The 25649-nt window shown below is 40.1% G+C and carries 18 protein-coding genes; 6 read left to right on the top strand and 12 right to left on the bottom strand.

Annotated features, from left to right (window positions below):
* Positions 1-3: 3 nt before the first annotated feature.
* Positions 4-1299 (bottom strand): HAD-IB family phosphatase, encoded by a 1296-nt coding sequence (locus tag A0125_RS12125; RefSeq protein WP_066756502.1) that lies wholly within the window; start codon positions 1297-1299, stop codon positions 4-6.
* A gap of 12 nt (positions 1300-1311) precedes the next feature.
* Positions 1312-2286, bottom strand: a complete 975-nt coding sequence (locus A0125_RS12120) for an NAD-dependent epimerase/dehydratase family protein (RefSeq protein ID WP_066756500.1) — start codon at positions 2284-2286, stop codon at positions 1312-1314.
* Positions 2287-2446: 160 nt separating this feature from the next.
* Here A0125_RS12120 and A0125_RS12115 point away from each other — a divergent pair, with 160 nt between their 5' ends.
* On the top strand, positions 2447-3634 hold the full coding sequence (locus A0125_RS12115) for a formimidoylglutamase (protein WP_066756498.1): 1188 nt from the start codon (positions 2447-2449) through the stop codon (positions 3632-3634).
* Positions 3635-3843: 209 nt separating this feature from the next.
* On the opposite strand, the gene ggt is transcribed toward A0125_RS12115, so the two are convergent.
* From ggt to dtd, 3 genes are read right to left on the bottom strand one after another with little or no spacing between them, the layout of a single operon-like run.
* Positions 3844-5538 carry a gamma-glutamyltransferase gene (gene ggt / locus A0125_RS12110; RefSeq protein ID WP_066756494.1) on the bottom strand — a complete coding sequence of 565 codons (1695 nt, stop codon included), beginning with the start codon at positions 5536-5538 and terminating at the stop codon, positions 3844-3846.
* Between the two features lie 27 nt (positions 5539-5565).
* The gene (locus A0125_RS12105; RefSeq protein WP_066756491.1) at positions 5566-5892 is read right to left on the bottom strand and encodes a nucleotide pyrophosphohydrolase; all 327 of its coding nucleotides are present in this window, start codon (positions 5890-5892) and stop codon (positions 5566-5568) included.
* Between the two features lie 19 nt (positions 5893-5911).
* Positions 5912-6370 (bottom strand): D-aminoacyl-tRNA deacylase, encoded by a 459-nt coding sequence (gene dtd, locus A0125_RS12100; RefSeq protein WP_066756488.1) that lies wholly within the window; start codon positions 6368-6370, stop codon positions 5912-5914.
* Between the two features lie 198 nt (positions 6371-6568).
* Here dtd and A0125_RS12095 point away from each other — a divergent pair, with 198 nt between their 5' ends.
* A complete protein-coding gene (locus A0125_RS12095; protein WP_066756485.1) occupies positions 6569-6844 on the top strand; it encodes a co-chaperone GroES in 276 nt (91 codons plus the stop codon).
* A 47-nt stretch (positions 6845-6891) separates the two neighbouring features.
* Positions 6892-8535, top strand: coding sequence for a chaperonin GroEL (gene groL / locus A0125_RS12090; RefSeq protein ID WP_066756480.1), 1644 nt, complete (start codon positions 6892-6894; stop codon positions 8533-8535).
* 92 nt (positions 8536-8627) lie between these two features.
* Here the strand turns inward: groL and A0125_RS12085 are convergent, their stop codons facing one another.
* The 6 genes from A0125_RS12085 to A0125_RS12065 all read right to left on the bottom strand — a co-directional run bounded on the left by A0125_RS12085 (position 8628) and on the right by A0125_RS12065 (position 18239).
* Complete coding sequence (locus tag A0125_RS12085; RefSeq protein ID WP_066756477.1) at positions 8628-9758, bottom strand: EndoS/ChiA family endoglycosidase; 1131 nt, start codon at positions 9756-9758, stop codon at positions 8628-8630.
* Between the two features lie 346 nt (positions 9759-10104).
* On the bottom strand, positions 10105-11556 hold the full coding sequence (locus A0125_RS12080) for a RagB/SusD family nutrient uptake outer membrane protein (RefSeq protein ID WP_066756474.1): 1452 nt from the start codon (positions 11554-11556) through the stop codon (positions 10105-10107).
* Positions 11557-11567: 11 nt separating this feature from the next.
* The gene (locus A0125_RS15890) at positions 11568-12278 is read right to left on the bottom strand and encodes a SusC/RagA family TonB-linked outer membrane protein (protein ID WP_197464869.1); all 711 of its coding nucleotides are present in this window, start codon (positions 12276-12278) and stop codon (positions 11568-11570) included.
* Positions 12278-14722, bottom strand: a complete 2445-nt coding sequence (locus A0125_RS12075; protein ID WP_197464868.1) for a SusC/RagA family TonB-linked outer membrane protein — start codon at positions 14720-14722, stop codon at positions 12278-12280. Before A0125_RS12075 ends, A0125_RS15890 begins: the two co-directional genes overlap by 1 nt.
* A gap of 55 nt (positions 14723-14777) precedes the next feature.
* Positions 14778-17288, bottom strand: a complete 2511-nt coding sequence (locus A0125_RS12070; protein ID WP_197464867.1) for a glycoside hydrolase family 95 protein — start codon at positions 17286-17288, stop codon at positions 14778-14780.
* Positions 17289-17375: 87 nt separating this feature from the next.
* On the bottom strand, positions 17376-18239 hold the full coding sequence (locus A0125_RS12065; protein ID WP_066756471.1) for an AraC family transcriptional regulator: 864 nt from the start codon (positions 18237-18239) through the stop codon (positions 17376-17378).
* 189 nt (positions 18240-18428) lie between these two features.
* On the opposite strand from A0125_RS12065, the gene A0125_RS12060 reads away from it, so the two are divergent.
* Together A0125_RS12060 and A0125_RS12055 are read left to right on the top strand one after the other, a co-directional pair.
* Positions 18429-19454 carry a zinc-binding alcohol dehydrogenase family protein gene (locus A0125_RS12060; protein WP_066756468.1) on the top strand — a complete coding sequence of 342 codons (1026 nt, stop codon included), beginning with the start codon at positions 18429-18431 and terminating at the stop codon, positions 19452-19454.
* A 12-nt stretch (positions 19455-19466) separates the two neighbouring features.
* Positions 19467-20867 (top strand): tagaturonate reductase, encoded by a 1401-nt coding sequence (locus A0125_RS12055; protein ID WP_066756465.1) that lies wholly within the window; start codon positions 19467-19469, stop codon positions 20865-20867.
* A 4-nt stretch (positions 20868-20871) separates the two neighbouring features.
* On the opposite strand, the gene A0125_RS12050 is transcribed toward A0125_RS12055, so the two are convergent.
* Entirely contained in the window at positions 20872-21408 is a 537-nt protein-coding gene (locus tag A0125_RS12050) for a hypothetical protein (protein WP_156472533.1), read from the bottom strand.
* A 389-nt stretch (positions 21409-21797) separates the two neighbouring features.
* On the opposite strand from A0125_RS12050, the gene A0125_RS12045 reads away from it, so the two are divergent.
* Entirely contained in the window at positions 21798-25400 is a 3603-nt protein-coding gene (locus tag A0125_RS12045) for a YobI family P-loop NTPase (protein ID WP_066756459.1), read from the top strand.
* Positions 25401-25649: the final 249 nt, after the last annotated feature.

The raw sequence follows: 25649 nt of genomic DNA, 5'->3' as shown, positions 1-25649 counted from the left end.
AAGTTATTTGTATAGGATTCTAAATTTTATGGTATTATCGATCTGCTTGAGTTGTTTTAGCATTTCCTTATCATATTGCGCATCTACGTCGGTGATGGCATAGCCGATGGTATCTTTCGTCATCAGAAACTGAGAGAAGATATTGACTTCATTTTCGGCATATACGTTATTGATCTGCGCCATGATGCCCGGCACATTCTTATGAATATGTATTAAACGATGCGCATGTTTCAACTTTGGCAAGGTCATAGCCGGAAAGTTGCGGCTCAAATATGTGTCGCCGTGATTAATGAAATCGGCCATCCGACGTGGAATAAATTCAGCGTTGCGTTTTTTGTGACGTTTATCGTCAAAAATAACAATCCCTTTCTCACAACAGACTGTTCGCGACACACGCCCCTTTACATCACCTAGGTATCCTAATACTTTGAGCTTATTCGCGCGGCGAAGCTGATCAGAATCGACGGTGATGTTGTCGCCCAAAAGTAGCATCCCCACATCTTTCACATATTTCTCTTCGAAACTATCTTTGATACGCACGGAGAAACCATCATTCTTCAATATCTCTGCTGCAACATTGGGCACATCGCCAATAATCAAACATAAAATCCGATTTTTAGGGTACGAGATTGCACGTGGCAAATTATTGACATATAGAAATTCGTCAAAACTTGGGGTAACGTGATCCGCCTTTTCGGTAACCGACTGTCGGGCGATATTTTCGGTAAAGGCGTAAAAACGCTCTATCAAACCAGATTCTTTCAGCTGAAAATCAGAATAACCATCACCAATACCAAACAAACGACCTTGCACATTGAGTTCTTTAAGCAGCTTTACTTTGCCCCCTTCGTCCGACAATGGATTGGTATCATCGTATCCTGTTATATTTCCTTCTTCATCAAACAAGAAGGTGTTTGCATAAATGTTTTCGGTCTTAATGCCATAGGGCGCTACTACCGGTGTAATAAATTCTTTGAATCCCCCAGATACAATCCATGCAGCATCTGCATTCGCTTTAAAGAAGGCACGATTACGATCAAAAGATTTCGAAACCTTCTTTTTCAAATGTTTAATCAATTGATCCAAATGTGTTCTATTCGCTTTGAGTAAGCTGATGCGACCGGTGAGGCTTTCGCGAAAGGAGATCTTCCCTTCCATCGCCAAATTGGTGTACCGCTCGATTTCGCGGTATACTTTTTCTTGTTCTGGACTTCCTTCTAGGGATATTCTGGCTAATTCGTCCAACGCTTCTACTTGGGTAAAAGTACTGTCGAAATCAATAATATAATAATTCTTCACGCTCTGTATGGATTATTGGGCATAATATGCCTGGTATACATTCTTAAGGGTTTCGGATACAGGTTTGAACGCGTGTGCGGTAAGGCCTGTAATCTTGGAATTGTCGTAGCTCAATTTTTCTGAGGCTGCTCTGGCAGCATATTTTGTAAGAGCGGCAGGCTGGCCAAACAGCGTCGCTTTTACTTTTGCCAAACGCCACGCTATAGACAATAACGTTTTGCTGGCCTGAATAGTTGGTGCAGGGCGACCCATTAGCACACTGATATCGGTTAGCAGATCGCGCGACGATACATTTTCACTGTTTAAAATGAAACGCTCGCCCGAGATATCGGAATTCATCAGCCAGATCATCAGGCTAGCGACATCTTCGACATCGACGATACCAACGGAGCCGAGTGGATAGATTTTAAGTCCTTTTTTCACTTGGTCGAATAAGGCGTTGGCAGCAACTTTACCTTTCCCCAATCCGACGCCCATGATGATTGACGGATTGACAATCACGGCGTCTAGTCCTTCTACAATACCGCGCCACACTTCCATCTCTGCATCGTGCTTTGCGCGTGAATACAAGGAAGTTTTTCGCGTCATCTCCCATTTGGCCTCTTCATTAAGCGGTTGCCCATTTTTGTTGGGCCCCAAAGCGGCAATCGAACTCACGTGTACCAAACGCGCTTGATGCTCTAGACATAGGTTGACGATATGTGCGGTGCCTTCGACATTGACTTGAGCGATCTGCATGGCGTCACCGGATTGATTCGAAATCAGTGCTGCACAGTGATACACCGATTTGATGTCCAGAAATATTTCTTTCAATGCGAAATAATCGGTAATATCGGCATCCACCCATTGGATCAATGAGGAGGCCTTTAGTGCATCGGGTATAATGGAATGCGCGCGCTTCACGGCGATTACACTATGACCTGCATCGATCAAGTTTTTGATCAGTACGGATCCCAAAAAACCGGTTCCTCCAGTTACTAAAATCATCTTCTAATTAGGTGTTTGACATTGCGATTTTCAAAAGTATAGTAATTATACATAGTATGCAAATGCTTATAAGGCGCACTAAAAGCGAAGGAATAAATGCATCTTTGTGGTAAACAAAAGCTATTTATTCACGTAAGGCACTTTTAGCGATATTACATTCATGACTCTAGCAGATTTTTTTCAACCGATAATCTTGACTGAAATTACGTCTAAACCAGATTTTCTTAATTCACAATTGGGCAAAACCATGCTCCGCTACGAAGATCGTTTCCCAGATTTGGATGATGCTGAAACTAGACCGCATCTCGCGATTCTTGGTGTTGAAGAAGATCGGGCTTCGGTAAATAATCGCGGAGCAGCCAAAGCACCTAATGAAGTGCGCAAGCATTTGTACGAGCTGTATGAAGGAGATTATGCATTACGCGTTGCCGACTTAGGAAATATCAAGGCAGGTGCGCGCATCGAAGATACTTATGTTGCGCTGCGCCAAGTGGTGGAAGAGTTGGTGAAATTGGAAATCGTACCAGTCATTATCGGTGGCGGACAAGATCTTACTTACGCGCAATATACTGGCTATGAAAACCTGGAGCAAAAGGTAGAAGTAGCCGTCATCGATGCTCGATTTGATCTGGATCAGGAAAGTGATGAAAACACGACGTTAAACTCGACGACTTTTCTGAATCACATCATCTTGCATCAGCCAGATTATCTGTTTAGCTTGAGCAATATCGCGTATCAGACATATTTGGTAAGCAAAGAGTCGATCAACATGTACAATAAGCTGTTTTTCAATACGATGCGCCTAGGAGCTATCACTGGAAAACTAGATCAGTCCGAACCACTGATCCGCGCAGCGGATATGGTGAGTTTTGATATGGGCGCGATTCGCGCTTCCGAAGCGGGCGGCAATGCCAATGCTACGCCAAATGGATTGTATGGCGACGAAGCTTGTCAGTTAGCGCGTTATGCGGGCATGTCCGACAAATGTTCATCCGTAGGATTCTACGAATTCAACCCGACGTTTGATCCGATGGGACACAGTGCGATGCTGGTAGCACAAATGATCTGGTGCTTTATTGACGGCTTCTACTCGCGCAAAGGCGATGCGCCGATGTATCCTAAATCCAATTACATCATCTACCGTACGACTTTGGAAAGCGATGACTACGAATTGGTGTTTGTGAAGAGTAAAAAATCGGATCGCTGGTGGATGCAAGTGCCATATTTCGGCACCAAATCGGTGAACGAACGATTTTTCTTAGTTCCGTGCCGTTATGAGGATTATCAATTGGCCGTAGATGGCGAAATGCCGGATTTGTGGTGGCGTACGCATCAGAAGTTGCAGTAGGTGTTTTTATTCAAACTTTTTCTTGATAAAAAGTTTGGCAAAAATCAAGACTGCGTCCCTTACTGCGATCCATCCTCAGAAATCCTGAACAAAAAATAAACTCGCTGCGCTCAAACAGATTTTTGTTCTTCACGGATTTACTTTCGGACAGCTTCACGCAGTCGGAACGCTAGGTCGGTTTAATCTAACTGCTCAAATATAACTACTAATTAATACCCTCTCGCTACATCATCACCGCGTGGATCTGCACCGGTTTGCAATTTGCCGTTCGGCAATACAACAATATTCTCGACACGGCCGATGTTTCCACGTGCGTGGAAATGGTAACCGGCTTTTTCCAAACTTTGACGCGTTGCTGCATCAATAGCAGCATCTTCTACATCAATCTGATCGGGTAGCCATTGATGATGAAACCGCGATGCGGAAACCGATTCTTGCGCATCCATACCATAATCGATCACGTTGGTAATCGTCTGGAATACCGATGTAATAATAGTAGAGCCTCCCGGCGTACCGACGACCATATATAATTTACCGTCTTTCTCAACAATGGTTGGCGTCATCGAACTCAGCATCCGTTTGTTTGGCGCAATGGAATTGGCTTTACCACCAACTAAACCATATAAATTAGGCACGCCCGGCTTCACCGAGAAATCATCCATCTCATTGTTTAATAAGAAACCGGCACCTTTCACCCACACGCCCGCACCGTAAGCGCCATTCAACGTCGTGGTCAACGAAACCGCATTACCATCTTTATCCACGATGCAATAATGTGTGGTTTCTTCTGATTCATAACCGGCGAATTTGGAAGCCAATACTTCACTGCTTGGTGTCGCTTTGGCGAAATCAATTGCTTTCATGCGCGCTTTATTGCGGTCGTTGTCCATCAATTCTTTGAGAGGCACACGGTGAAAGTCGGGATCGCCCATATGCGTAGCGCGGTCGGCATAAATACGACGTTCGGCTTCAACAATCACGCGTACTGCAGAATCACTTTGAAATCCCCAATCGGTCAATGGGTACAACTCCACCGATTGCAATAAAGCGATGAGCGCAGCACCTCCGCTCGATGGTGGCGGCATAGAGATCACACGATGACCGCGATACATTCCTTCTACTGGTTTGCGCCACACGGCTTCATAATTCTCCAGATCACCTTTGCTCATAATACCGTTGCCGCGCTGCATTTCTTTCACAATATGATCGGCTGTTTCGCCTTTGTAAAAACCATTACGGCCTTCATTCGCTATGCGCTCCAAGGTGCTAGCGAGTTCTGGTTGTTGAAATATATCACCCTCTTTCCATGCTTCGCTGCGGATAATCGCGGCACCTTGCGCATTAAGTTTCGAAAAAAGCTCCTGATGCTCGTTGAATTCCTTTGCCTGCATGCTCGTGATCTGGAAACCCTCTTTGGCGAGTTTGATAGCTGGCGCCACGAGCGCTTTCCAATCCACCGAGCCATATTTCTCATGTGCGGCAACCATGCCAGCCACGGTGCCCGGCACTCCTGCTGCCAACTGCCCATAAAGACTTAAGTCGGTAATCGCATTGCCTTCGGCATCCAAATACATATCCTTATCAGATTTTAGCGGTGCTTTTTCGCGAAAATCCAAGGCATCTACGTTGCCGTCGTGACTTCTATACAGCATAAAACCGCCGCCACCAATATTTCCGGCATTTGGATACACAACGGCCAAAGCAAATTGTACTGCAATGGCTGCATCGACAGCATTTCCTCCATCTTTCAGTATTTGCACGCCCACATCGGACGCCAAGGGATGAGCGGCAACAACAGCTCCATGCTCGAATTCGTTGCTTTTTGTGGTGTGTTGATCGTTGCTCGAGTTCTGACATGAACTGAACAGCAAAAACACAATTATTAAGTGTGATAGTATTTTCATATACGTTGACTTCGTGCTAGTGTTTCGTTATTTAAGCTTCTCATTATTGGCATGCCGATCGGCATCCCGTATGGTTTTCTTTTCCAAGTTCTTTTGTAGCGCTTCTGTGAGATTAATGCCTGTTTGATTGGCCAAGCAGATTAAGACAAAAAGCACATCGGCCATCTCGTCGGCCAAGTTCACGTCTTTGTCCGAGGCTTTAAAAGATTGTTCTCCGTACTGCCGTGCCATAATACGTGCTACTTCGCCCACCTCTTCCATCAACATAGCGGTGTTCGTTAACTCATTGAAATAACGAATGCCTGTGGTATTGATCCACTCATCTACCTTTATTTGTGCCTGCTCGATCGTCATAGTTCTTGTGTTCTTATTTTTAAAAGTTCTCTTTGTCTTTGGTATTCATCATAATCGTTACCGGTCCATCATTCTCCAGACTGACTTTCATGTCAGCACCAAAAATTCCGGTCTGTATGGGCTGTCCTAGTAGGTCGCTAAACCGTTGAATCATATTTTCGTACATAGGCTTCGCCTTATCCGGCTTGGCCGCTCGAATAAAAGATGGCCGATTACCTTTCTTCGTCTGCGCATACAAAGTGAATTGTGATATAAGTAATAAGCCACCACCCACATCTTGTAGGGAGCGATTCATCAACCCTTGCTCGTCGGAAAAAATACGCATGCTGCAAATTTTGGCAGCCAGCCAGGCGGCATCTTCTTCATCATCTGCATCTTCCACCCCGAGCAATACCAATAACCCTTGTTCAATCGCTCCCGTTTGCTCACCATCTACATGGCATGCCGCGTGATTGACCCGTTGAATAACTGCTCTCATGAGTTAAAATTAGACAAATTTGCTCAAATGACACAGTGGTATGTCCTGACAGCTTGACACGCAACTTTTGCAGAAATCTGCCAGTACCGTAAGCTGCTTATGCAAAAATGTCTCCTAAATATGTAAATCATGCTTTGGCATAATTGGTGATACGACAAAAGTATAAACGTAAATAAAACATAAATAAATAGAATAATTATGGCATTAAGTATCAAACCTATCGGCGACAGAGTCGTAGTTGAGGCGGCTCCAGCAGAAGAGAAAACAGCATCAGGAATTTATATTCCAGATACAGCGAAAGAAAAACCTTCTCAAGGAACAGTGGTAGCAGTAGGAACTGGTAAACCAGATGAACCATTGACTGTACAAGTAGGCGATAAAGTGTTGTATGGTAAATATGCAGGTACAGAGATCACGTACGAAGGAAAAGAGTATTTGATCATGCGTGAATCAGACATTTACGCGGTACTGTAAGTTAAGTTTAAATCGATTATTAGTTTTAAAGTAATAGTAAGCAAGCAATGGCAAAACAAGTAAAATATAATGTAGAAGCGCGTGAAGCTCTGAAAAAAGGAGTAGATACGTTAGCAAATGCAGTAAAAGTAACTTTAGGACCTAAAGGTCGTAACGTAATTATCGAGAAAAAATTTGGATCACCAGCTATCACCAAAGATGGTGTAACGGTAGCCAAAGAAATTGAATTGAAAGACGCCCTAGAAAACATGGGTGCACAAATGGTCAAAGAAGTAGCGTCTAAAACTGCTGACCAAGCAGGTGACGGAACAACTACTGCAACCGTATTAGCTCAGGCAATCGTAGCGCCAGGTATCAAGTCGGTAGCTGCTGGTGCAAATCCTATGGATTTAAAACGCGGTATCGACAAAGCGGTAGCTGCAGTAGTGGGCAACTTGAAATCTCAATCTCAAGTCGTTGGCCAAGACAACAATAAAATCAAACAAGTAGCGTCTATCTCTGCTAACAATGACGATGTGATCGGTTCCTTGATCGCTGAAGCAATGCAAAAAGTAGGTAATGACGGTGTGATCACGGTAGAAGAAGCAAAAGGTACTGAAACTGAAGTAAAAACGGTAGAAGGTATGCAATTTGACCGTGGGTATTTGTCTCCATATTTCGTGACTAACTCCGAAAAAATGGAAGCCGACTTAGAAAATCCATACATCTTGATCTACGACAAGAAAATCAGCAACATGAAAGAATTGTTGCCAATCTTGGAGAAACAAGTACAAACAGGTAAACCATTGTTGATCATCGCAGAAGACCTAGATGGCGAAGCGTTAGCAACATTGGTAGTAAATAAAATCCGTGGCTCATTGAAAGTGGCTGCTGTAAAAGCACCAGGTTTCGGTGACCGCCGTAAAGCGATGTTAGAAGATATCGCAATCTTGACTGGCGGTACCGTGATTTCTGAAGAAAGAGGTTACAAATTAGAGAATGCTGAACTAGATATGCTAGGTCAAGCAGAGAAAGTGGTAATCGACAAAGATAACACGACTGTCATCAACGGATCTGGAAACGGTGAAGAAATCAAAGCACGTGTTGGACAAATTCGTTCACAAATCGAAACAACTACTTCTGACTACGATCGCGAGAAATTGCAAGAGCGCTTAGCGAAACTTTCTGGTGGTGTAGCTGTACTTTACGTAGGTGCTACTACCGAGGTTGAGATGAAAGAGAAGAAAGATCGTGTAGACGATGCATTGCACGCAACTCGCGCCGCGGTAGAAGAAGGTATCGTAGCTGGTGGTGGTGTTGCTTTCATTCGTGCAACAGAAGCTTTGGCTAACTTAAAAGGTGACAACGAAGATGAAAATATCGGTATCGATATCATCCGTCGTGCGATCGAAGAGCCACTTCGTCAGATCTGCTTCAATGCAGGTATTGAAGGTGCGGTAATCGTACAAAAAGTAAAAGAAGGATCTGGTGACTTCGGTTACAATGCGCGTACAGATGTATTCGAGAACCTAATTGGTGCTGGTGTTATCGATCCAACTAAAGTATCTCGTGTAGCGTTAGAAAACGCAGCTTCTGTAGCTTCTATGTTATTGACTACAGAGTGTGTATTGGCAGACGAGCCTGAAGAAGCTGGTGCTGCTGGTGGCGGCGCTCCTGCGGGCATGCCAGGCGGCATGGGCGGCATGATGTAAGCCAACAATTTAGGTTAATTATAATAGTGCAAAAGCCGGATATCTATATAGATATCCGGCTTTTTGCTTATGGTAGCATTCGTAAGGATTGCTTATTCCAACTTCATGGGATAATCATCCAAAGTATCTTTACCCTGATTATTAAAAACAGCTTTCATCATTGGAAAACCTAAAGACCAGTCACCAGCGATTTGGTAGATACCAAAGTTTATTGGCAGCTCCTGACCAGGTAATTTGATTTTAGAGAATTCGTCTGCTATTGATGCCGCTCTTGCATAGTTCCCATATTCGGTAAATCCATTTCTGACATAATCTCTACTTTCATCATATCCATTTATGGCACGTTGTCCATTGAGTGTGAAGTACATCTGCGAAGGTTGGAAGTAGTCTTTATTTAGCTCATAAGCTTGTAAGATCATTGCCTGATTCCAATTATACGCTTGAAAGAAAATATAATCAAAATACTCATGAGCGGCCGGAATGATCTCCATTGGACGCCGACCTCTGTCTACGATTAAAAGCTTATCCGTGCCCGATTTAGGACCAAAATATTTGGACAATGCCTTAAACACCGCAAGACTATTAGATATATTACCACGGTCATATCTTATGGATCTTCTATCCTCAGATATTGTCGCATTGTATACTCCAAAAGCACCTATTTCCTCTTCAAGATCAAAATCAATCCCATCTAAACCCCATTCGTCAATTACTCTTCTTTTTACCGTAGCGGCAAATATCTCTGGTTCCGTTATTGCACCTAAAGCAAATGCTTCATTAATCACTTTGCCCGGAAAACCATATTGAACTGGCAGCGAATTCGGATCACTTCTATCGAGATAAGGTGTTGAATCCATAATCGTCGCCACAACTTTAATACCTCTCGCTTGCAATCGTTTTGCTCCAGCTAAGATATCAGCCCACGTAAAATCTTGCATCGTAATGTGTGAAGTATCAAGCGCCACTTCTGGCCTCGGATCCAACTCTAGCAAAAATAAGTTCACAATATTAACACCATCAGGCACCGAATCTAAAGGCATATGGATGGTATTAAATCCTCCCCACCATGCCATGTACTGTGGCAAGCTTCTGTCGAGATTAATGTTGCTACTATCGTCAGGATTTGGTTGCGAATCAATCGTATTCTTATTGCACGATTGAGCAAATAACATCATCATACTTCCTGCTAAAAGCAGAAGTCGGCTTTTGAATTGTCTTTCCATGGTTCATTGAATTAGGTTTAAATAATGTTAATTTAAATAAATTATTTTAAGAATAATTTATTTCTATTTGTTAAATATTATTATTCATAGAGAAACAATTCAAACATTTCACTCTTCTGAACGTGCCATTCTGCAACAAGGATCATCACTTGGTAATAGATCATTTTTAGGCCAATGATCTAGAATAAAGTTAGGTGCGAGAAAGCTACTATTGGTATCATCGCAAGCTTTATACATAGTAATCCTTCGTCCAGAAGCATTGGCTTTTGGTAAGCAGGCTTCCAAACGAAGGATTATTCATTTTGAATCGTATCAGAATCGTATCACACTAATACAATTATTTAATCTAGTAATCAGGATTTTGAACCAATACTCCCATGCTACGATCGATCTGACTTTGTGGTATAGGCCACAAGTAGAATCGGTCTTGAAAATTGTACCGGATGATCCCGTCTTCTACCGCATTCAATACTTCGCCAGCAATTCGCCATCTCTTTAGATCAAAGTACCGCGTGCCTTCGAAGGCAAGTTCTAAACGACGCTCCAGGCGAAGCCATGTTCTGAATTCATCTTTTGAAGACGTCGATTCTAGATTGGCTAATCCAGCTCTCGTTCTTATCGCATTTATTGCAGCATAGCATTCTGGTGTAGGGCCACTAATTTCATTTTCCGCTTCTGCGAAGCTGAGTAAAATATCTGCATAACGAAACATCACCCAATCCTGAGCACTTCTGGTCGAATAATCGTACGGAATATTCTCGGGTGTTAAGAACTTCTTGACGCCATAGCCTGTCGGCATATTGTTCGATGGTAAATGCGTCCTACCTGTTCCAAAATCTACTACATTTTGAAAAATAGAAGCTTCTTTACGCTCATCTCCTTCTTCAAATAAAGCCACAAAACTAGGTAATGGACTTACTGCAACCCAATCTCCATACCACTGATCCATTGCAGTAGCGTTATTAGGAGCTAAAAACTTTACAGAAAAGATGATTTCCGGATTTCCCTCCTGCCGATTATCACGAAATACATCGTGAAATACGGGCGATAATTGATATCCGGCAGACATTATTTCTCTTGCCAAATCACGCGCTTGCGTCAAGACAGCGACTTTTGGTGAGCCATCACTATTATAAGCGGTGTACATCAACACCCGCAGCTTCAGTGCCTGAGCAGAAGACTTTACCACCCGACCATTTCCCTCGGCATAGGTAACTCCTGGCAGTAACTCTATAGCGCGATCCAAATCTTGGTAAATGAAGTTTAAAATCTCTTCTGCACTTGCTTTTGGTTGCACAAAATTGTTGAGGTCTAGCGCTTGCTCTACCAATGGTACATCGCCATAGCATGCATACAGCATATAGTAATAATATGCACGCATGAATTTGGCTTCTGCCTCGTATGAGATAATCAGATCTGCTGGTAGGAAATCACCATCATATTCATTCAACTTGCCCAAGAAAATGTTTACTCGCGCAATTCCAGCATACGCGTTAGAATACACGTCTGATATAAAACCTCCTAATGATGGTGCTATCTCGCCAGCAGCGATATCCCGAGCTCGGTTAGAATTGTGCTGACCATATGCGTTATCGGTGATCAGATCCCAATCAGGCGATCCGTAAGAGAATACCGGTGTTTGTAATCTGCCATAAATAGCCGTCATAGCCATATCAAAATCATTTCGGGTATTCCAAAACTGACTAGCCGAATATTTATCCAATGGCTCGCGATCAATGCTACAACTCGCAAGGAGTAGTCCAATAACTACGAATACTATATATTTAAATTGATACATGGTTTGCTTTTTTAGAATTGTACATTAACACCAAATGAATAGATTTTATTTTGTGGATACGTCAAAAATGTGCCGCTGCCACCGCGCTCTGGATCCAATCCCGGATAGTTGGTCCAAGTAATTAGATTATCTCCTGACACAAAGATCCTCAAGTTTTTAAGACCGATAGTAGCAAGTGACTCTTTCTTAAATGTATAACCCAAACTCAAATTCTTCAAACGTAGATAACTAGCGTTGCGCAAGAAATAGGACGATGGGCGAGAGAACTTTTGCGGCGAATCCCACCCAAAATATATCCGAGGCATCGTGGTCGATGGATTATCCTCTGTCCAACGGTCTCTAATATCAGTTGTCGGTGCAGATCCTTGTACAAAAGGCATGATGCCCCAATTGTTTATAAAAATATTGCGCCCTTGCACTCCCTGAAAAAGCACATTCAAATCAAAGTTTTTCCACGAAACACTACCATTTAATGCGTACTGGAACCGTGGGAATGCGCCGTCCATATGCACCCGGTCATTGTCATCAATTTTGCCGTCTCCGTTTTGATCACGGTAAATTAAGTCGCCCGGCAGCGTATTGTCATTATACTGCTTTGGTGCGGCAGCGATTTCGTCTGCATTTTGAAATATGCCTACAACCTCCAACATATAGAATGTGTCCCATGGTCTGCCGTTTTCCTTAATCGTCCAATTTCCAATCTCTGGAGCGCCAAAATTCATTACAGTATTTTTGAAGTGATCGATGTTTCCTCCAAACGAATAGCGCATTCCATTGAATAGACCAGACCTAACTTCGTCTGATAGTTAACCGCAACTTCAAATCCCCTGTTACGAACGGTACCTGAATTGACAAATGGAGCACCAAGACCCACAAGATCAGTGAATTGAATATTTCTTAAAATATCTCGCGTATCTTTCTGATACCAATCAAAAGTGACATCCAGACGATTAAAGAGTCGCAGATCTACACCAACGTCATAAATGGCGGTTTTTTCCCATGAGATTGCTCGATTAGGTAGGTTGCCTTGAGCCACTCCCGGTGACAGTTCTGCATTGTTAAAGGAATAATCTCCTGTAAAGTCATAAAGATCCTGATACGGATAAGGGTAATCGCCATTTATGTTGATGTTCTGATTCCCGAGCAATCCATAAGAACCGCGTATTTTCAGTTCATTTAGCCAATTAAAACTGGCATTGTCACGTATAAAGGATTCTTGCGAAACTCGCCACGCACCCGAGAAAGATGGAAAAATACCCCATCGTTGATCAGAACTAAATCTTGAGGATCCATCGTACCTAAAATTTGCCTCAAATAAGTATTTGTCGTCGAAACTATAATTGAGTCGGCCAAACAAAGATTGTAAAGCCCATTCGTAGGTAGAACCATCATTTCTTAAGACCGAAATTCCTCCGGCATTGAGTTCCCTCAAAGCACCACCATAAAAGTTTTGTCTATAACCACCGAGAAATTGATTTTGGTTGGCTTCGTAACTATAACCTACCTGTGCTGCGAGTGTGTGCACATCATTGAATCGGTCTTCATATCTCAGGTATGAGAATAAATTGGTATATCTATTTTCACGCCGTCTTTTCTGCAATCCGAGCTCTCCTACATCTAAGTTGGTGGCGAATTCTCCTGACTGGAAGTTGTACAATGGCACAGTTGGTCGCCAATCCGACTCATTATCAAAATCGCCTACAATCGCCGCCTTTCCATACCAATTTATGTTTTTAGCAATCTTGGCATCGAACCATCCTTGAATGTTTACTGAATAATCTCGGTTCTTGTAAAAGACTTCATTATCTATGATCGCTAACATGTTTTTATTGTTCACCTCAAAGTCATAAGCTTTATGCACGTATCTGCCATCTGGCAGTTGTGGTGCGTATGTAGGTGCTTGCGACATCGCACCTACGAATGCATCCTCACCTCCTTGTCTTGGCCTTTCCGTATTACCTTGCTTAGCACTAATATTACTTCCTATCTTTAGCCAATCATTTACTGATGATGTCAAATTTAGGCGCATATTATATCTTTCATAGTTAAAACCCATAAAGACTCCTGGCTGATTGACGTATCCCATTGATAGATTGTATTGTGTTTTCTCTCCGCCGCCATTGACACTCAAGTTGTGCTGCTGCACAAATGCGGGGTTAAAAAATATATCCAACCAATCTGTATTTGGATATTTATTAAAGTCAGTTGCGTTTCGGTATAGGTCGATATCCTCCTGAGAGTACAAGCCCCTAGTGATGCCGGTGTTGAGTTTGGCCTCATTGAAAAGTTCCATGTATTCGGCAGAATTAGTAATCAAGTCGAACAGCTTTGTTGGCGTATGCACAGCTAGATTATTGCTGTATTCTACAAATGTGCGGCCAGCAACACCACTCTTTGTAGTGACCAAGATGACTCCATTAGCGGCACGAGAGCCGTATATAGAAGCTGAAGCAGCGTCCTTTAATACCGATACGTTATCGATATCGTTCGGGTTTAGGTCTGTCAGGCTACCTTCTACGCCATCAATTAGCACCAATGGATTGTTCCCCGCTCCACTAAAAGTTCCTTGGCCACGCATGCGAATGGTTAGATTTTCGTTGCCTGGCTCTCCGCCACCTTGTACAATGCTTAGTCCTGGAACCTGGCCTTGTAGCATGGCACCAGCATTGGTAACAGGACGACGAACCATGTCTTCGCCATTGACTGTTGCTACTGATCCTGTCAAATTGGCTTTCTTCTGTGTACCAAAACCGACCACAACAACCTGATCTAATGTTTCGGAAGATGCTTCCAGTACGATAGTAAGGAAGGATTCTTCGGATATGGTGATCTGCCTATCTTGATATCCTACTGATTTAAAAGTCAGCACATCACCTATGCTAGCATTAATCGAGAACGAACCTTCTCCGTCGGTAGCAGTAGCGACTGTGTTACTTGAGGACGTCACAGATACACCTTGAATGCCTACACCATCCGCGTTGGTCACTCTACCGCGAATGTTTTGTTGTACTACATCTTCATAGATAGCATCTGACGATGCGTGCTTAAGGTGAGACAAATCATACCCAAATACCACACTATACGGTGTGCTGATGGATAAGAAAGCCACGGCAATACCGCGTAGGATTGCCTGCCCCCTTTTCAGGGAGTATTTTGTACTCGTCATAATATTAATTGTTTAGGTTTATTTCGTTTGTTTTCTTATAAGGTTCAATCGATCATTAGTTCGTGCTTTTTAATTTGGTTTTAGAGATGTGGTAGACTTTATTGGTTTTTGTTGGGAATTCGTAGACAAAGTACTCGTCCTCTTGGCGCATTACAGGGCGCGCTCCTTTGATCCTGATTGGTGTTTTGGTACGCAGTATGCAAGTTTCTCCAGCCAGAGATTTCACTTTACCACTTACGAGCTGAGCATCTGCCCATATGATATCTAACTCAAAATTTCCTCGTGCTTTGATGCCACTTATTTGCCCAGCATTCCAAGCTGTAGGTAAGGCTGGCAGGAGATGTATTTCCCCCAAATGGCTTTGGACCAACATTTCCATCATTCCGGCGGAAGCACCAAAATTCCCATCAATTTGAAACGGCGGATGGGCGTCAAAGAAGTTGGGATACGTGCCGCCAGTTCCACGATCATTCGGGTCGCAGTAACGCAGAATCTCGCGCACCATTTTGTATGCGTGATCTCCTTCGTGCAATCGGGCCGCGAAGTTGATTTTCCACGCTTTGCTCCATCCAGTTCCTTCATCGCCACGAATGGCAAATGACTTGGAAGCAGCAGCAGCCAATGCTGGAGTTTTCAATGGAGAAATATCGATCCCTGGATGCACACCATACAGGTGCGACAAATGACGATGATGCGGATCTTCTTCAACATACTCCTCGCTCCATTCTAATAACTGGCCTTGGCTACCAATTTTGTATGGAGATAGTAGACTCATTTTTTTTGATAGCGTATCTCTAAATTGCTCATCTACGTCTAGAATTTCGGCAGCCGTTATTACATGGTGGAATAAATCTCGTATGATAGCCATATCCATCGTGGTGCCCTCAGACACGGCCACGCGCTTCCCTTCGTAGATGAATAGATTTTCTGGCGTGGTGGAGGGCGATGTGACCAACAAACCGTCTCTCTCGATCAGCCAGTCTACACAAAAAAGTGCCGCTTCTTTCATAACAGGATATGCTCGATCTTTCAGATAGCTCTTATCCATGGAAAAGGCATATCGCTCCCAAAGATGCCGAGATAGCCAAGCGCCACCCATATACCAATTGGCCCACAATGGATCTCCACCACCGATATCTCCAACGGCATTACTCAAAGCCCATATATCAGAATTGTGATGTGCTACCCAACCTCTTGTCCGGTAATATTCTTCGGCAGTTGACTTACCCGTAACGGATAGATTTTCTATAAACTGTAGCAGAGGCGTATGCAATTCCGATAAATTGCCCATCTCGGCTGGCCAATAGTTCATCTGCGTGTTAATATTAATGGTATAATTAGAACTCCATGGCGCTCTTAGCTCCTTATTCCATATTCCTTGTAGATTGGCCGGAGCTCCGCCAGCTCTCGAAGAAGAGATCAATAAATAACGACCATATTGCAGAAAAAAGCGCTCTAATTCCAGATCCTTATTTCCTTGACTATATCGCTTAAGCCTATCGTTTGAAGCGATCAATGACAGGTCCTTTTCACTCTTGTCTGATACAAGATCAAAAGTCAGACGGTCAAATAAACTGCGATAATCCTTTACATGTGCCTCTTTTAATTTCTTATACCGCAGCTTTTGTGCGCTACTTAGGTACTTTGATGTTAATTCTTTCTCATTCTTCCCATCCCGATCTGGGCACTTATCAAATCCGTTGAAACTCGTTGCTGCCGTAAAATATAGCACGACCTCAGATGCTTCTTTTACCTCTATGCCTTCGCTCGTTGCGGTTACTTTGCCATCTGTAGAAGCGATGCTGAGCCGACTATTGAAGCGCATGCCATTACATCCGGTGGTATCGTCCCAAAGGATAGGATTTCTTCCTTCTTGGTTATAATAGGATGGATCCACTCTTGCTGGAGCTTTTCCCGAAAAAGATAGGTTATGGCTATCATCAGCAGCTGTTTGGCCTCTCAGCTGACTGGATAATGCGAAGTGTAAGTTCAGCATTCTTGCTTTGTCGGATTTGATACGTACCGCCATGACGTTGGCTGGGTTGGAAACAAAAATCTCTCGTTCGTACTGCACTCCATCTTTTCGGTATTTTACCGTAGATAAGGCGCTGCCGATATCCAATTTTCGAGAATAATCCTCCACCTCACCGTCTCCTACAAAATGTTGCTTGATGTGCAGATCTCCTAATGGCAAAAAAGACTCAGAGTAATGTCCTTGCATTTTGCGCGTCAGATCATTTGCCAAAGAATAATTCTTGGCCGCTAGTGCCTCGCGGATGGGGTGCAAATATTGATAGGCACCTGGATTCACTCCACTTTTTCTTGGACCACCCGACCAAAGTGTACTTTCGTTGAGCTGTATGAGTTCATCTTGTACCTTTCCAAACACCATAGCGCCTATTTTGCCATTTCCTACTGGCAGCGCTTCTACCCAATGTTCGGCAGGCGCATCATACCATAGCGTATTAGAGGTTTGGGAAATGCCCGATAAGCTATTCATCATAAATGCTATCGTACACACGATGCATTTGATCATATTGGCTGTTGAATGGTAGGTATATCTCATATTTCAGATGTGGATAGTTTCCGTAGATCTTGCAGAACGCCGGACAAGGTTTTTAATGATTAGTGGAATCGGTTGGTAGATGGATAATTATTGCAGATACGCTTTTTGGTATTGCACAGGTGTTTTGCCTTTTATGTTTTTGAAAAATAAATGAAAACTCACAAAATTGTTGAAGCCAACCTCATAACAGATCTCTTTAACGCTTAAATGCCCTTCAATAAGTAGTCGACAGGCGTTACCAATACGTATTTCATTGATAAATCTAGAATAGGTCTTACCAGTCTTTGCTTTAAAAAACTTACAGAAAGCACCTCGACTCATTTTAGCGACCTCAGAAATATCATCTAAGTTTACCCGACTGTGATAATGGTTTAAGGTAAAATTAAAAATGGCTTGCATGCGATCCATTTCAGATTTTACCAATTGATTATTGAATCCCTCAGAGGCAAGGATCTGTTGATCGCTACTTTCGGAAATTAGCAGCAGCGCGTCCATCAAATTGAAAATCTTACGACTATCGGATCCTTGCGCAATAGCTTCTATAACGCTAGTAATGCGCTCGTCGCTGGCCGTTTCAATTTGTATTCCTCGTTTTGCTTTATCAATGATCTGTTGCAGCGCTCTGTTTTCGGGCAATGCCAAAAAATCCTCCCCCCAGATATTATTAAAATGTACTACGTAAACTTCTAATGGTTGGTTATCAATATCCTTAAAATACTGCTCAGCATACTGCCAATAATGGGGTAGATTACTTCCTACCAAAATGACGTTACCAGCTTTGAATGGTCGCACATCGTCGCCAATGAATTGCGTTCCACTGCCCTTTTTTACGTAAATTAATTCTAATTCCGCGTGGTAATGCCATATGTTATTTACATCTGGTGTCTTATCGATCCTAACACTAAAGGAACGCTCAGGAGTAGACGCTAATTTTAAAAGAAATGGCTTCATTAGGTTTATAGCATTTTACCAAAAATAATTTATTCGCCCATAATAAGAATAGACATAGGCATAAATGATAATATCATTTAATAATAGGACAATTTCGTGAAATTTTATCGCTAAGGATTGCCATTATTTTGTGTCAGCTATCTTACCTATGTATAGCAATAACTAATCAGTGTGCTCAATTTTTTAATCATGAAATACCTAATCTGCGAAAAACCTTATAAACTGTCGATATCTGAGCAAACTATACCTCCACTTGAAAAGGGCGAATCCTTGCTAAAAATAAAACTAGCGGGCATCTGCGGTACCGATATTCATGCGTATGAAGGCACGCAGCCTTTTTTTGACTATCCTCGAATTTTAGGGCATGAGCTATCCGCAGAATATGTACGCGGATCAAAAGCCAATGTAGTCGCTGGCGATCATGTCACTGTGATTCCATACTTTCATTGTGGTGAATGCATCGCGTGCTTGCATGGTCGTACGAATTGTTGTGCGAACATTCGTGTATTTGGCGTACATATCGATGGCGGATATTGTGAATACATTGCGATAAAAGACGAATATATCGTCGAAGGCAAAGGCCTTCCTTTGGACAAATTGGTATTGGTTGAACCTTTGGCTATTGCTGCTCATGCCATTAAGCGAGCCCATGTCACGAATCAAGATACGGTACTAATTATTGGCGTTGGACCGATCGGTGCAGGATTACTTAATTTCGCCCAAATTGCCGGCGCACAAAAGGTAATTGCAATGGATACCAATACCAAAAGACTTAAATACGCCAAAGATAACCTACAAGTCGATGCCATTATCAACCCGAAGGAGGAAGATGTGATGGCGGCACTTAAGAACATCACCAATGGAAATATGCCAACAGTAGTCATCGATGCGACAGGGAACCACAGCGTACTGCAAGATGCATTCGCATATATCGCACATGGAGGTCGATATGTAATGGTTGGTATTCAGAAAAATAATTTGACTTTCAGCCATCCTGAATTCCATAAGCGCGAGGCTACATTGATGAGCAGTCGCAATGCCACATTGCAGGATTTCAATTATGTAATAACCTGTCTAAAAGAGGATAAAGTTAATGTGCAGAATTATATCACCCATTACCTACCATTTGAAACCGTAACTTCCGATTTTGAGTCTCTTCTGCGTGCCGACACCGATGTACTCAAGGCTGTGATAGAATTTGATCGTAATAATTAAAGAAAAAAAAACATGCAAGACCTCTCTCGCCAAGTCGTAAATAAGGCCAAGTTGCCTATCAAAGTTGTACAGTTTGGTTCAGGCAATTTTCTGCGTGGATTTGCAGATTATATCATCGATGCATTGAACGACGACGGATACCAAGCGGGGATCGCCGTCGTGAAGAATCGCCCTGGCTTGAGCATGCTAGATTTGCAGCAGCAAGATGGTATTTTTACCTTATTCACAGAAGGAATCAAAGATGGGGAAGTTTTTAGCGATCAGCGCGTAATAAGCGCTATCAGCACGGTGGTAAACCCGTATGATGATTATACTGAATACCTCAATCTTGCGACCGAACCTGCCTTAAAGTTAATTGTTTCGAATACCACAGAAGCAGGTATTTATTTTGACCCAGCAGACAGCGCTTTGGACAATACTCCGCATCAATGTTTTGCCGCAAAGCTGACCGCTTTGTTGCATAAAAGATATATCTGGTGTAATGGTGCCACTGACAAAGGCTTGTATATTCTTCCGTGCGAATTAATAGAAAACAACGGGACGGTGTTGCGTGACCTTGTACTGCAATATGCCACACTATGGCACTTAGGTGAAGATTTCCATAGTTGGGTGGCACAACATTCAAAGTTCTACAATACGTTGGTAGATCGCATTGTATCGGGCTATCCCAAAGAAAATGAAATGCAATATCGCGCAAAACTGGACTATAGCGATAAGCTGATCACGATCTGTGAGCCGTACCTTTTCTGGGGTATTGAAGGCGATGCATCACTTGCCACTCATTTTCCGTTTCGCCAGTTCGGAGATCAGATTGCTTTAGTAGATGACCTCTCTCCCTATCGCATTCGCAAAGTACGTATCCTCAATGGGGCACATACATTGATGGCACAGATAGGACGATTGCGAGATCTCGAAACAGTTGGGCAGTGTATGGAAGATTCTTTTACGCGGCATTTTATCACGCACGCCATTGAAAGAGAGATTCTACCTACAATAGCGCTTCCAAAAGAGGCTCTTCAGCAATATACCGATGAAGTGATTGACCGTTTTAAAAATCCTTTCCTTCGGCATTATCTTGCAGATATCGCGCAAAATACGATCTTGAAATTCAAGACCCGATTATTGCCTACGATCATCGACTACATAGAGATACATACCGCGTATCCCAAGCATCTTCTTTTTGCTTTAGCCGCATTAATACATCTGAGTACACAGAATGAGAATAGCGTAGCAGACTCTGGTTCTACAAATTCGGAAAAGAATTATGAGGATATTGTTTCCTGTTTTATTTTGGAGCATGATTTCTCCGGGCGCCGCCTCGAGCAAAATAATTTTTTAACGCCATTGGCTCATGCACTGATGCTGATCGGCACGGTTGGCCTGCAAGATGGCTATCAGCGCTTTTGCCGATAGATCATTATTTATCTGGATAAAATGGTCTATAAATCAGAACAATCGGTGACGTTTGAATCGTATCTTGGCTGTGATTTAATAAAGAGAGCTGAAAAGTAATTTCTTTGCCCGCCGGAAGAGTCAAGATGCGATCAATATCTTCTTCCAAAATAATGTCGCGAAAATAACCTCTTGAATTCCAATTGGTAGGTCGGGAGATGTTTTCTTCTGTTTGCACAATAGCAGATAGTGGGCTGTATTGCGCAGACCCATATAGCAATGCTGTTTTTTCACAGACACCGAGTGGCATAGCGTTATCTAACTTATACTTTATTTCCGTACCGCTCGCGTTGTACATTTCGCGCTTGCTGTTCAGCACCAAGGTGTCAAAAAGAAGTTTATAGATATCGTCATCATTTGCACATTGGTTATAAACAATTGGAAATGGCTCGGGCGGTTCTGGTATAATCTCTGGGTTATTTGTACTACAAGATGCTATTAGGCATAGCAATACACTACAAACATTCAAAGTCAGCTTTAAGGCTGATATATTGTATTTCATGGCTTTCATAATCAGTAAGACTGAAGTTATCATATAAAATGATTCTTCGAAAATAGCTTAAAATGTGTTTAAACTAGCAAACTAAGCACATTAGTTACACAAATCTAGCTGCACGTAGCTCTTATACGTACCTATTCACCCAAAGATTCACTACAGTGGCGAGTCCAATAAAGAGAAGTAATCAGTTTGGAAAAATTTGTAGCCCCGAGCAGAATTCACTTTGCTATAATGGTTTTTTGCTAGCAGTAGAGTATTAGGAAATGCAAAAATTTTATTAAAGCATAAAATTTTAAGATTTCCAATTGAACACCCGTCAGCACTCGGTGATAAAAGAAAAGTTTGTATGAGATTTTGTATGTAAATTTAAACATCTAAAACTCTAACCAATTATGATGGATTTCATTAATCGCTTATTAAAAAATCTGAAATCAGGAAAACAAGAAGATAAAATTATTGAAGAAGACAAGCTGTTTCCCTTATCCGCTATTGATAATGCCGAAAATATCGATTTCTATCAGAAATTTCTTGACCAAGCAATAGTATCTAAACAGAAAAATAAAATTAAAAATATCGCACTTTCCGGTATTTACGGAGCAGGAAAATCCACTATAATCGACACATATTTAAAAAACAGACCAAATTTAATTCCACTACGAATTTCAATCTCAAATTTTAATGGTACACCTGAGATTAACCAGATTGAACAGGAAATATTAAATCAAATATTCTATCAAAATAGTTTTGAAACGCTTGCGCAAGATTTTAAGAATTTTAAACCTATTAATAAATGGTATATACTTTTCATTTCCACCCTGTTTTTAATATATCTAATTAGCATTTTCATTATCACTGAGGTCAAAAAAACTTTTGTTATTGAAAGTATTTCAAACACGATCCAAGAAAAATTTATACCTTATATATATTTTACATCAATAACTATAGCAACATTAGGATCCATAATCATAATATATCATTTAATCATTTTCTTGAAGAAAAGATCTATTAGCAAAATTGGTTTTCAGGGACATCAGTTAGAGATTAAGGACACAAACAACTCCATATTAAATCGCAACCTAAATGAAATAACTTACTTCTTCAATAACAACAATTATGATCTAGTAATATTCGAGGATTTAGATAGGCTTAATCAAACTGAAATTTTTGACATTTTAAGAAATCTTAATTTTATTATTAATAGCACACCAGATAGGAAAAATAATTTTGTAATATTTCTATATGCCATAAGAGAAGATATCTTCAAGCCAGAGGAGAGAGTCAAATTCTTTGAATTGATTATACCTGTAAAACCATATTCCAACATAAACAATTCTAGACAAAGGCTAGTTGAGTGGAATGAAAATTTAAAACTTAACCTTAGTAAAAAAACTATCAATAGTATTTCTCCATTTCTTACAGACACACGATTAATTAAAAATATAATTAACGAATTTCTAATTCTAAAGAATGGAATTTCTAATTCTGTGTCTGATAAGGAAAATAAAATTTTCGCACTAGCTTTTTATAAAAATTTAAATCCTGGTGATTTCAACCTATTAGCCAAAAGAACTGGTCTACTCAACTTCATATTATCATTAAAAAGCACAATAATTGATTCGTTAGTTGAAAACTATGAAGAAAGTCTTAATAAGAAACAAAAAGACATAGAAGATTTTAAACTTAAAGGTTTCTATTCTTTAAAAGAATATAGACAATCTATTCTCTTCGAACACTTTCTTGAAAATGGCATTGCTTTACAACAAAATTTTGTAAACAGAAAAAATAAGCAGCCAATAAAAACAGACGAAATTATTTCAGAAACTTTTCTATATCTACTTTCAGAAGGCAATATTCTTGGCAATTCCTTTCCTGTGGTTAAAATTAGTAACGAAATAATTCAGGACTACGAATTAGCTAAGAAAATATTGAATGAAAACTCTCAAAAAGTAATTTCTGATTTAACATTAGAGATGAACGAATTGAACGCGGAAATTAACAAAATTCGTACACGGACATTTTCCGAACTTTTAAAAACACAACAACTGGACTGTACACATCTAATACACATAAAAATAGACGAAACAACAAAAGATAATGAGCCTAAGTACACAAGTGACGAAATTAACCTGTGTATATATTTATTGAGAGAAGGGTTGATTAATGAATTTTATAGAGAATATTTAACCAATTATAATGTTAACAATGATAATGAATTTAGGATTAGTCTATTAACACATTCCGATACAAATCAGTTTTTGTCACTAAATGATCCCAAGGATTTAATAGCAGAAATAGATTTAGAACATTTTGGTTCAATATATATATTGAATGCTAGCATTATTAATTACTTGCTTTCTAATGAAAAATTATACTCAAGGCAATTAAATCTAATGGCAAGTGTATTCGACGACAAGCAATGGAAAAAAACATCACCTTTTGTTTATAACTATCTTGAAAATCAAGAAAATGAAGTTGGATTATTTCTGAACTACTTACTCTACAATAACACAAATTTGTATGAAGAAATTATTCGAAATAAAAATTTGAAATCAATTAAGCAAACTGTTTTAAACTCATGTAGAAGAGAAACATTCGAAAAATTGACCTCTTCCGACGTCTTTAATAATGAATTCAATAGCGACACAATATTTAAAGAAAGTGCTATAAATAAAAGTCAATTAGAAATTTTACATGAGGTAGTTGAATTTAAATTAAAAAATGTTGATGAATCTTTTTCACCAACATTTTTAGAGACTATAAAAACCATATCTGCATATGAAATAAATATAAATAATATTAGAGGTTTTTTAGGTCATAGAATCGATGAATATGAATTTCATAACTCAAATTATGAATTTATAAAGCAGAATGATCAACAAATCTTCAATCATATAACCAAATATATTGACACATATATATGTGAGGTTTTCACAAAATTAGATAGTAAACAGATGTTCAATAATGAGCACAATTTTATTGAACTTATTAATAGTACTGAAAATAATATTGATGAAATACTAGCGCAGTCAGAAATAAGGATTTCGGATATAAACCTCATTAGCTCAATTAGTAAAGCTGAAAAAATAATTTTGGCAAACAAAGTAATTCCAACATTAAAACAATTATACTACCTATACTTTAATAGCGAATCTTTTGAAGATTTATCATGTGAGTTTATTAATCAAAACATGGAGAGCATCAAAGATTTAACTATAGAATTAATTAAATCAAAAGATGAAAATAAAAATGAAATTTTGAACATAATATTAAATTCAAATGAGTTGAATATAGCATCATATCAAAAATTTTTAACGAACCGCACTATAAAGTCATTACAATTGAGTCAAATAATAGATCACTCAAAAATTGAAGATGTCGATAAATTAAAGTTATTAATCCGCAAAAACCTCATACCTTATAGTATAGAAAATATTGAAAATCTATTAAGGAAAAAAGACGAGTTATTAATTTTCTATCTAGAAAAAAATCATAAAAAAATAATCATTCAAGGTAAGTTAGATTCACTTTTTGAGAAAATCAATGATGAAAATTTGGTGTTTAAAATTTTAGAATCAACTATACCAAATAATTTTAAACAAACATTCTTTATTGACTACTTCGAGACGTACAATATCCAAGGCTCTAAATTAATGAATAAAATTATAACTATGCTTATAAATGCAGAAACCAATGAGCATAGGGTAGATCAAGTTTTTGAAATTATTAAGTATAAGGTCGGATTTATATATCTAAGAATAGAATTGATAATGAAATATTGGAATCACCTATCAAAACAAAATATAGTTGATGGCTTCAACTCATTTAATGATGATTATGCGCGCATAGTAGATAATTTAGTTAAGAAGGGAAGCGTTGATAACAACATTCATAACAGTAAGTTGATTAATTTTTTGGACTCAAAGAATTTTTTAAAAATACGATCTACAATTAATAGAATCACTTGGACAAAAAATAAGAATACTATAAAATTTTAATATTGGACAGTATTCAATATTAGAATTAGATCAACCTCATTACTTAAAAACAAATTATTAAAATTGATTCAATAGGTAAGTCTACAATTAGAAATCCTGAAGCTTAACCAACACCATCATGCTATGCATGAGTATCGAAATAGAGAGCAACTACTTCTCAATCCTTCATCTCATTATTTACCAAATGAAGGATGTCTATGAAATTCCTTTTAGAAAAAACAAAATAGTATCTAGCAAATATTTCATTTC

Origin of the sequence: Sphingobacterium populi, from assembly GCF_001586775.1 — a bacterium.
Lineage (GTDB): Bacteria > Bacteroidota > Bacteroidia > Sphingobacteriales > Sphingobacteriaceae > Sphingobacterium > Sphingobacterium populi.
The sequence above is the reverse complement of the archived record's forward strand: the minus strand, read 5'-3'. Positions and strand labels throughout refer to the sequence as shown.